Source organism: Sphingorhabdus buctiana (genome assembly GCF_042680825.1).
Lineage (GTDB): Bacteria > Pseudomonadota > Alphaproteobacteria > Sphingomonadales > Sphingomonadaceae > Sphingorhabdus_B > Sphingorhabdus_B buctiana.
In genome coordinates, this window is record NZ_JBHUEL010000009.1 from 158,466 (window position 1) to 166,096 (window position 7,631).

The following is a 7,631-nucleotide window of genomic DNA, read 5'->3' on the forward strand; positions in this document are numbered from 1 at the left end:
CTGGGACGGGTGTGACGCCCGTGCCGAATCGCGTCTGTAGGTTCAGGAGTTTCTAAATGTTTCCCAAATTGCGCACCGCTTTATTGGCGGCGGCGCTGGTCTTTACAAGCTGTGTTGCGCTCGCAGAGCCGATCACGCTGGAGGAAGCCATTGCCAAGGCCCTAGAGGCCGCCCCGCTGCTTAAAGCGAATGAAGCCGAGATTGCGGCCGCCCGTGCGGGCCGCGTGCAAGCAGGCGTCCGCCCCAATCCGTCGGTAATGGTAGAGGCCGAAAATTTCGTCGGCACCGGCCCCTATAATGTGCTGGGGCAAGCCGAGATCACCGGCATGTATAGCCAACCTATCGAGCGCGGCGGAAAGCGGGATGCCCGGATCGGCTTGGCCGAGCGCGGCATCGGCGTCGCCGAAGCAGCCCGAAAAGTGACGCGGCTCGATATTGCTGCGGCAGTCGAGCGCTCTTTCATCGATGTCATGATTGCCGATGCAGTGGTCAAGATTACGACCTACCGCCTCGAAACCGAGCAGGGAATTGAGCGCGAAGCGCTGCGCCGGGTGCGGGGTTACAAAGACCCGCTGTTCGTTGAAACCCGCGCGGCGGCGCGTGTGGCCCAAGCCCAGATCGACGTCGATCAGGCCGAAGCCAAGGCGCGGGCAACGCGCAATGTGCTTGCCTCATTCTGGTCGGGTATTGGCGAGGACCTTGAGGTCGCTGGCGATTTTTTGCCTTACAGGCCAGTTGAACAGAAGCTGGCACCAGCTGATCTGGCACTGGCCGAAGCGCAGACCGCGCGGGCAAGTGCTGCGGTAAGGGTCGAGCAGACCAAGCGGGTGCAAGACTACACCGTCAGCGGTGGCGCGCGTTTCCTGCGCGGAACCAATGATGTGGCGTTGGTTGCGGGTGTCACTATTCCGCTAGGCCGGTTTGACAAAAACCAAGGCAATATAGAGCGAGCGCAAGCCGAGCGCTTGCAAGCAGAACTGACCGCTGAAGCCAACCGGCTTGAACGGCTAAGGCGCCTCGCTTCGCTGCGTGCCGATGCCGATGCCGCGCGGACCCGCGCCGATGCGATCATGGCAGAGGTCTATCCGCGCACGGTCAAGACGCTGGCCCAAGTGCGTGAAGGCTATAATCGCGGCGGTTTCAATTTCCGCGACGTTCAGGACGCCGCCGATGCCATACTCGCGGTGCAGGAGCAGTGGCTCGCCGCCATGACCCAATATCGTGACCTTCAAACCGAAATCGACCGGCTGACCGGGCGCTTTGACGCCACAGCCGACAAGGGGATCAATCCATGAAAAACATCATAATCGCGCGGCTGGCTGCTGCGCTTCTGTTTGTCGCTCCTTTGGCTGCGTGTGGCGGCGGAGAAACTGCCTCAGACACGGAGAAAGAAACCGAAAGTGAACCCGACAAGGGACCCAACGGCGGTCGCCTGCTGAAGAATGGCGACTTTGCGGTTGAAATGACGATCTTCGAGGACGGCCAAGAGCCGCAGTTCCGCGTCTATCCGACCAAGGATGGCAAGCCGCTTGATCCCAAGGCGGTGCAGCTGACGGTGACGCTCAAGCGTCTGGACAGCGAAACCAACATCTTCGCGTTCAAGCCCGAAAGGAACTATCTGGCGGGCCAAGGCGTGGTGACAGAACCGCACAGCTTCGATGTTGAAGTGGTCGCGGTCGAAAATGGCAAACGCCATGTCTGGAAATATGCCAGCCCCGAAGGCCGCACAACAATCGCTGCGGCGGCGGCAAAAGCGGGTGGCGTTGAGATTGAGACGGTTGGTCCCGCTACTATCGGCGAGATGCGCGAGCTTTTTGGCACGGTGCAGTTGGCTACGACAGCTCGCTCCGAAATTCGCGGGCAGTTTCCGGGGCGGATTGTCTCGGTGACCAAAGCGGTCGGTGACTATGTGAAAAAAGGGCAGCTTCTAGCCCGCATTGAATCTAGCGAATCCTTGCAGGTCTATCCGGTTTACTCGACTGCTAGTGGGGTCGTAGCCGAAAGGAACGGAAATCCCGGCGACGTGACCTTTGATCGTGCGCTTTATGTCATCACCGACCCCGCCCAGACGACAGTAGTTTTCAACATCTTTCCCAAGGATCTGGGTGCGATCCAGCCGGGGATGAAGGTCATGGTTGAAACAATGGACGGAACCCCGATTGCTGACGCAAGGATTGGGGGATATCTCCCCGATGGCAATGCAGAGGCCGGGACCGCACTGGTGCGCGTGGCGATTCCCAATCGTGGCGGACAGTTGCGTCCGGGCATGGCTTTGCGCGGTCGTGCGATCGTCAATGCGGTGCAAGTGCCGCTGGCAGTGCGCACAGAGGCCTTGCAGCGCTTCCGCGATTTCACTGTGGTCTTTGCCAATTATGGCGAGGTGTATGAGGTGCGTATGCTCGAACTCGGACGCAAGTCGCCCGAATGGACCGAGGTGCTGTCCGGTATCAAACCCGGCACGCCCTACGCCGCCAAAGGAGCCTTCCTCATTCGCGCCGACGTTGAAAAGTCGGGCGCGAGCCATGACCATTGATCGGGGATAACTGACATGCTTGCCCGTATCATCGGCTTTTCCATTCGCCAGCGCTGGCTGGTCCTTGCTGTCGTCGCCATGTTGTGCGCCATTGGCGTTTATAGCGCGACGAAGCTCCCCATCGACGCTGTACCCGACATCACCAATGTCCAGGTGCAGATTAACACCGAGGCCGAGGGTTTTTCGCCGCTCGAATCCGAACAGCGCATTACCTTTCCCATTGAAACCGCCATCGCGGGCGTCCCGGGGCTGAATTATACCCGCTCGATCTCGCGCTATGGCCTGTCCCAGGTAACCGTGGTGTTCGAGGATGGCACCGACATCTTCTTCGCACGCCAGCAGGTGAACGAACGCATCCAGTCGGCCAAATCGCAACTGCCGCCCGGAATCGAGCCGCAACTCGGCCCGCTCGCAACGGGTCTTGGCGAAATCTATATGTATGCGGTCGAACCCAAAAAGGGTGCGCGCAAACCCGATGGTTCCGAATGGACGGCTATCGAACTGCGAACGCTATCTGACTGGGTGGTCCGCCCGCAGATGCGGACGATCCCCGGCGTTGCCGAAGTCAACACCATCGGCGGCTACACCAAGCAATATCATGTGACGCCTAACCCGCAGCAATTGGCGGCGCTCAAATTGTCGCTGACCGACATTGTGGATGCGCTTGAGGGCAATAATGCTAACAAGGGCGCGGGCTATGTCGAGCGTGCGGGCGAACAAATCCTGATCCGCGTGCCGGGTCAGGCCAAGGACGAGACCGATCTGTCGCAGATCATCGTCGCGACACGCGGCGGCGTTCCCATCCGCGTCGGCGATGTTGCCGAAGTCGTCATTGGTTCCGAACTGCGCACCGGGGCGGCCACCCAGAATGGCAAGGAGATCGTGCTTGGCACGATTGCGATGCTAACCGGGGAAAACCCGCGCATCGTGGCGCAGGCAGCCGCTGAACGGCTTGTGGAGGTCAACAAGGCACTTCCTGCCGGGATCATTGCAAGGCCGCTTTATGATCGTACCGCGCTGGTCGACCGGACGATTGCCACGGTCGAGAAGAATTTGCTCGAAGGCGCATTGCTCGTCGTTGTTATCCTGTTCCTGTTGCTCGGCAACATCCGCGCAGCGTTGATCACGGCGGCGGTCATTCCCGTCTCAATGCTGATGACGCTGACGGGCATGGTGCAAACCCGAACCTCGGCCAACTTAATGAGTCTGGGTGCGCTCGATTTTGGGCTTATCGTCGATGGCGCGGTTATCATCGTCGAAAACTGCCTGCGGCGTCTGGGCGAAGCGCAGCACAAGATGGGACGTTTGCTCGACCGCGACGAACGCTTCGGGCTGGTGGCAAACGCGAGCGCCGAGGTTATCCGCCCCAGTATCTTCGGCGTCATCATCATCACTGTCGTTTATCTTCCGATCTTCGCGCTAACGGGCATTGAGGGCAAGACCTTCCACCCGATGGCGATTACCGTGGTCATGGCGTTGACGGCGGCTTTGTTGCTGTCGCTCACCTTCGTTCCGGCGGCCATTGCTATGTTCGTTACGGGCAAGGTCGAAGAAAAGGAAAACCGGGTCATGTCATGGCTGGCGCGCAGCTATGCGCCCGCGCTTGACGCGACGATGAAGCGCGGTAAGCTGGTGGTTGGCGGCGCGGTGCTGCTAACAATGCTTGCGGTCTTTGGCGCAACCCGGTTGGGGTCGGAGTTTATTCCAAACCTCGATGAAGGCGACATCGCTCTCCACGCCTTGCGCATCCCCGGAACCAGCCTGAGCCAAGCCGTGCAAATGCAGGAAGCGCTGGAAAAACGGATTGCGCAATTCCCCGAAGTCGAGCGCGTGTTTGCCAAGATCGGTACCGCAGAGGTTGCAACCGATCCGATGCCGCCTTCGGTTGCCGATAATTTCGTCATGCTGAAGGATCGATCCGAATGGCCCGACCCCCGCAAGCCGCGCGACCAGCTTGTCGCCGAAATGAACAAAGCGGTCAGCCAACTGCCCGGCAACAATTACGAGTTTACCCAACCTGTGCAGATGCGGATGAACGAGTTGATTGCGGGCGTCCGTTCCGATGTCGCGGTCAAGCTGTTCGGGGACGATCTCGACCAGTTGCTCGAAAGCGGCGGTGAGGTTGAGGAAGTCGTCGGCACGATCCAAGGTGCCGAGGACGTCAAGATCGAACAGGTCACGGGCTTGCCCGTGCTGTCGATAACCCCCAAACGCGATATGCTGGCCCGCTACGGAATCAACATGAGCGATGTGCAGGATGCGGTATCGACAGCAACCGGCGGACGCGCTGCCGGTCAGGTATTCGATGGCGACCGGCGTTTCGATGTTGTCGTGCGCTTGCCTGAAGCCATGCGCACCAATGTCGATGCACTGGGCACCTTGCCGATCCCCATCGGCGGGGACGGCGCGGGGGGCTTTGTGCCGCTTGCGCAGGTGGCCGATATCGAAATGTCGGTCGGTCCCAACCAGATCAGCCGCGAGAACGGCAAGCGACGTGCGGTTATCACAGCCAACGTCCGCGGTCGCGATCTCGGCTCGTTCATCGCCGAACTCAAAACCAAGATCGATTCAGAAGTGAACTTACCGGAGGGCTATTACGTTGCCTATGGCGGGACATTCGAGCAACTCCAGTCGGCAGCAACGCGGCTCCAGATCGTCGTGCCGCTTGCCCTAGTGCTAATATTCGGATTGCTGTTCACCTTGTTCGGATCGGTGCGCGATGCAACCATCGTCTTTTCCGGCGTTCCACTTGCGTTGACCGGTGGGATAGCGGCACTTGCCTTGCGCGATATACCCTTGTCAATTTCAGCAGGCGTTGGATTCATTGCTCTATCGGGCGTCGCGGTGTTGAACGGCGTCGTCATGCTATCGTTCATCAAGGATTTGCGCGAACGCGGCATGGCGCTTGACGAAGCCATCCGCGAAGGTGCGCTGACCCGATTACGGCCCGTGTTGATGACTGCATTGGTCGCATCGCTGGGCTTCGTACCGATGGCGCTTAACGTCGGGGCAGGGTCAGAAGTGCAGCGTCCGCTTGCCAGTGTGGTGATCGGGGGCATCATTTCCTCAACCATCCTGACGCTAATCGTGCTGCCTGCGCTTTACCGGCTGATTCATGGACGGGAAGAGCGGCCCGCTGATGACAATACCACCACCCCATCGCCGAATTTGGCGCAAGGAACCGCATGATGAATTTTATATCCGCCAGGAAAGCCTATCACCCGTTGGTCTGGGTGCTTCTGGCCACATTTCTGTTCCTCGCAACGGGCATTGCCGATGCCTATGCCCACGGGGTTGCCGAAGGCGATCAGGGCTATGTTCAGGAAGTCAGCGGCGTCCAGTTCATGCCGTTCATGTATCTGGGCGCCAAGCATATGGTCACCGGATACGATCATTTGCTGTTCCTGTTCGGGGTCATCTTTTTTCTCTACCGGCTTAAGGATATCGGCCTTTATGTAACGCTGTTCGCCGTCGGCCATTCGACGACGATGCTGTTCGGCGTGCTGACCGGCATCAGCGCCAATGCTTACGTCATCGACGCGATCATCGGCCTGTCGGTGGTGTACAAGGCGCTCGACAATCTGGGCGCATACCGGCGCTGGTTCGGGGTGCAGCCGAATACAAAGGTGGCAACTCTGGTCTTTGGTCTTTTCCACGGCTTCGGGCTGGCGACGAAGATTCAGGAGTTTGAATTGTCCCCAGACGGGCTGCTGACCAATTTGATCGCCTTCAATATCGGGGTCGAGGTCGGTCAATTGCTTGCGCTTTCGGCCATCCTCATCCTGATGGGTTATTGGCGCAAAAGCGGCAGCTTTGCCCGCCACGCCTTTGCGGTGAACGTGTTGCTGATGGGTGCTGGATTTCTGCTGGTGGGCTATCAGATCACCGGACTGATTGTTGCTTAAGGAGCTAGACCGATGTTCAATTCCAAACTTCCCGACATGTCGGAATTACCGACCACACGGCAACTTGTCGGCTCGACCTTCCTCGCAATGGGCGGCGCGGCGGCGATCCTCGTTGCCGTCGTCATGCCGTCTGAATATGGGATCGACCCGACCGGGCTGGGCGGCGTTCTCGGCCTGACCGAAATGGGCGAAATCAAGACGCAGTTGGCCGAAGAAGCAGCCGCCGACCGGGCCGCAGATGACGGGACGATCACTGCCCCGGCCCAACCAACCCCGGCCACCCCCCAAGCTGCTGTTGCCGCCCGCAACGACACGATGACGGTCAAGCTAGCGCCCGGAGAAGCCGCCGAAATCAAAGTCAGCGCATCAAAGGGTGCCAGCGTAGCCTTCGACTGGGCCGTCACGGGTGGGCACGTAAATTACGACGCGCATGGCGATCCGGTCGTCCGGCGCAAGGGCTTCTATCACGGCTATGGCAAGGGCAAGGCATCGACCGGGGAGAAAGGCACGCTGGTCGCCGCATTTGACGGCACACACGGCTGGTATTGGCGCAACCGCTCGGATGGAACCGTAACGGTCGTGCTGAAGACCACCGGTGCCTACACCGACATCAAACGCGTGGTCTGACAGCTGATGGCGACTCGCCGGGCCGCCAGGTTCGATTGAAAAGGAATGATGATGAAAAAACTGATCCTGATAGCGAGCCTGGCCGCTGCCGCCTGCTCGCCCGAAGATGAAACGTCGAAACAAAACGCAAGGACCAGCGACAGCCCGTCAACAGCCGCGTTCAAAGCGGCAAACGACAAGATGCACAAAGACATGACCATGACCTTCACAGGCAATGCAGATGCGGATTTCATGCGCAGCATGATCCCGCATCATGAAGGCGCGGTCGCAATGGCAGAGGTTGCGCTCGAACATGGCAAAGACCCTGAAGTCCGCAAACTTGCCCAAGACGTGATCAAGGCGCAGGAATCGGAAATTGCACAAATGAAGGCATGGCTGGAGAAAAATGGCAAAGATGCGCCTGCCACGGCTGCTTCAGGGCATGACAGTCACTAAGGAGGAGAGGATGACGATCAAACTGGTAACCGCATCGGCACTATCGCTATTGGGGACGGGATTGACCGGCCCCCATTGAGTGGTCCGTGTTGATTGTTAGTGCATGATTGCCTCCTTGGCCAGTGCTGGTC

The 7,631-nt window shown here is 59.2% G+C and carries 6 protein-coding genes; all 6 read left to right on the forward strand.

Going from position 1 to position 7,631, the window contains the following annotated elements; translation table 11 throughout:
* The first annotated feature begins 56 nt into the window (after nt 1-56).
* The 6 genes from ACFSAG_RS10575 to copM are packed head-to-tail and all read left to right on the forward strand — an operon-like array spanning nt 57 to nt 7,500.
* Nucleotides 57-1,295: a TolC family protein gene (locus ACFSAG_RS10575; protein ID WP_381514507.1), complete on the forward strand. Its 1,239-nt coding sequence runs from the start codon at nt 57-59 to the stop codon at nt 1,293-1,295.
* A complete protein-coding gene (locus tag ACFSAG_RS10580; RefSeq protein WP_381514509.1) occupies nt 1,292-2,533 on the forward strand; it encodes an efflux RND transporter periplasmic adaptor subunit in 1,242 nt (413 codons plus the stop codon). The genes ACFSAG_RS10575 and ACFSAG_RS10580 overlap by 4 nt, the downstream gene beginning before the upstream one ends.
* A gap of 15 nt (nt 2,534-2,548) precedes the next feature.
* A complete protein-coding gene (locus tag ACFSAG_RS10585; RefSeq protein ID WP_381514512.1) occupies nt 2,549-5,722 on the forward strand; it encodes an efflux RND transporter permease subunit in 3,174 nt (1,057 codons plus the stop codon).
* The gene (locus ACFSAG_RS10590; RefSeq protein WP_374614375.1) at nt 5,719-6,438 is read left to right on the forward strand and encodes a HupE/UreJ family protein; all 720 of its coding nucleotides are present in this window, start codon (nt 5,719-5,721) and stop codon (nt 6,436-6,438) included. The genes ACFSAG_RS10585 and ACFSAG_RS10590 overlap by 4 nt, the downstream gene beginning before the upstream one ends.
* 12 nt (nt 6,439-6,450) lie before the next feature.
* On the forward strand, nt 6,451-7,065 hold the full coding sequence (locus tag ACFSAG_RS10595) for a transmembrane anchor protein (RefSeq protein ID WP_374614377.1): 615 nt from the start codon (nt 6,451-6,453) through the stop codon (nt 7,063-7,065).
* A gap of 45 nt (nt 7,066-7,110) precedes the next feature.
* Complete coding sequence (gene copM, locus ACFSAG_RS10600) at nt 7,111-7,500, forward strand: CopM family metallochaperone (protein ID WP_381514514.1); 390 nt, start codon at nt 7,111-7,113, stop codon at nt 7,498-7,500.
* The last annotated feature ends 131 nt before the right edge of the window (nt 7,501-7,631 follow it).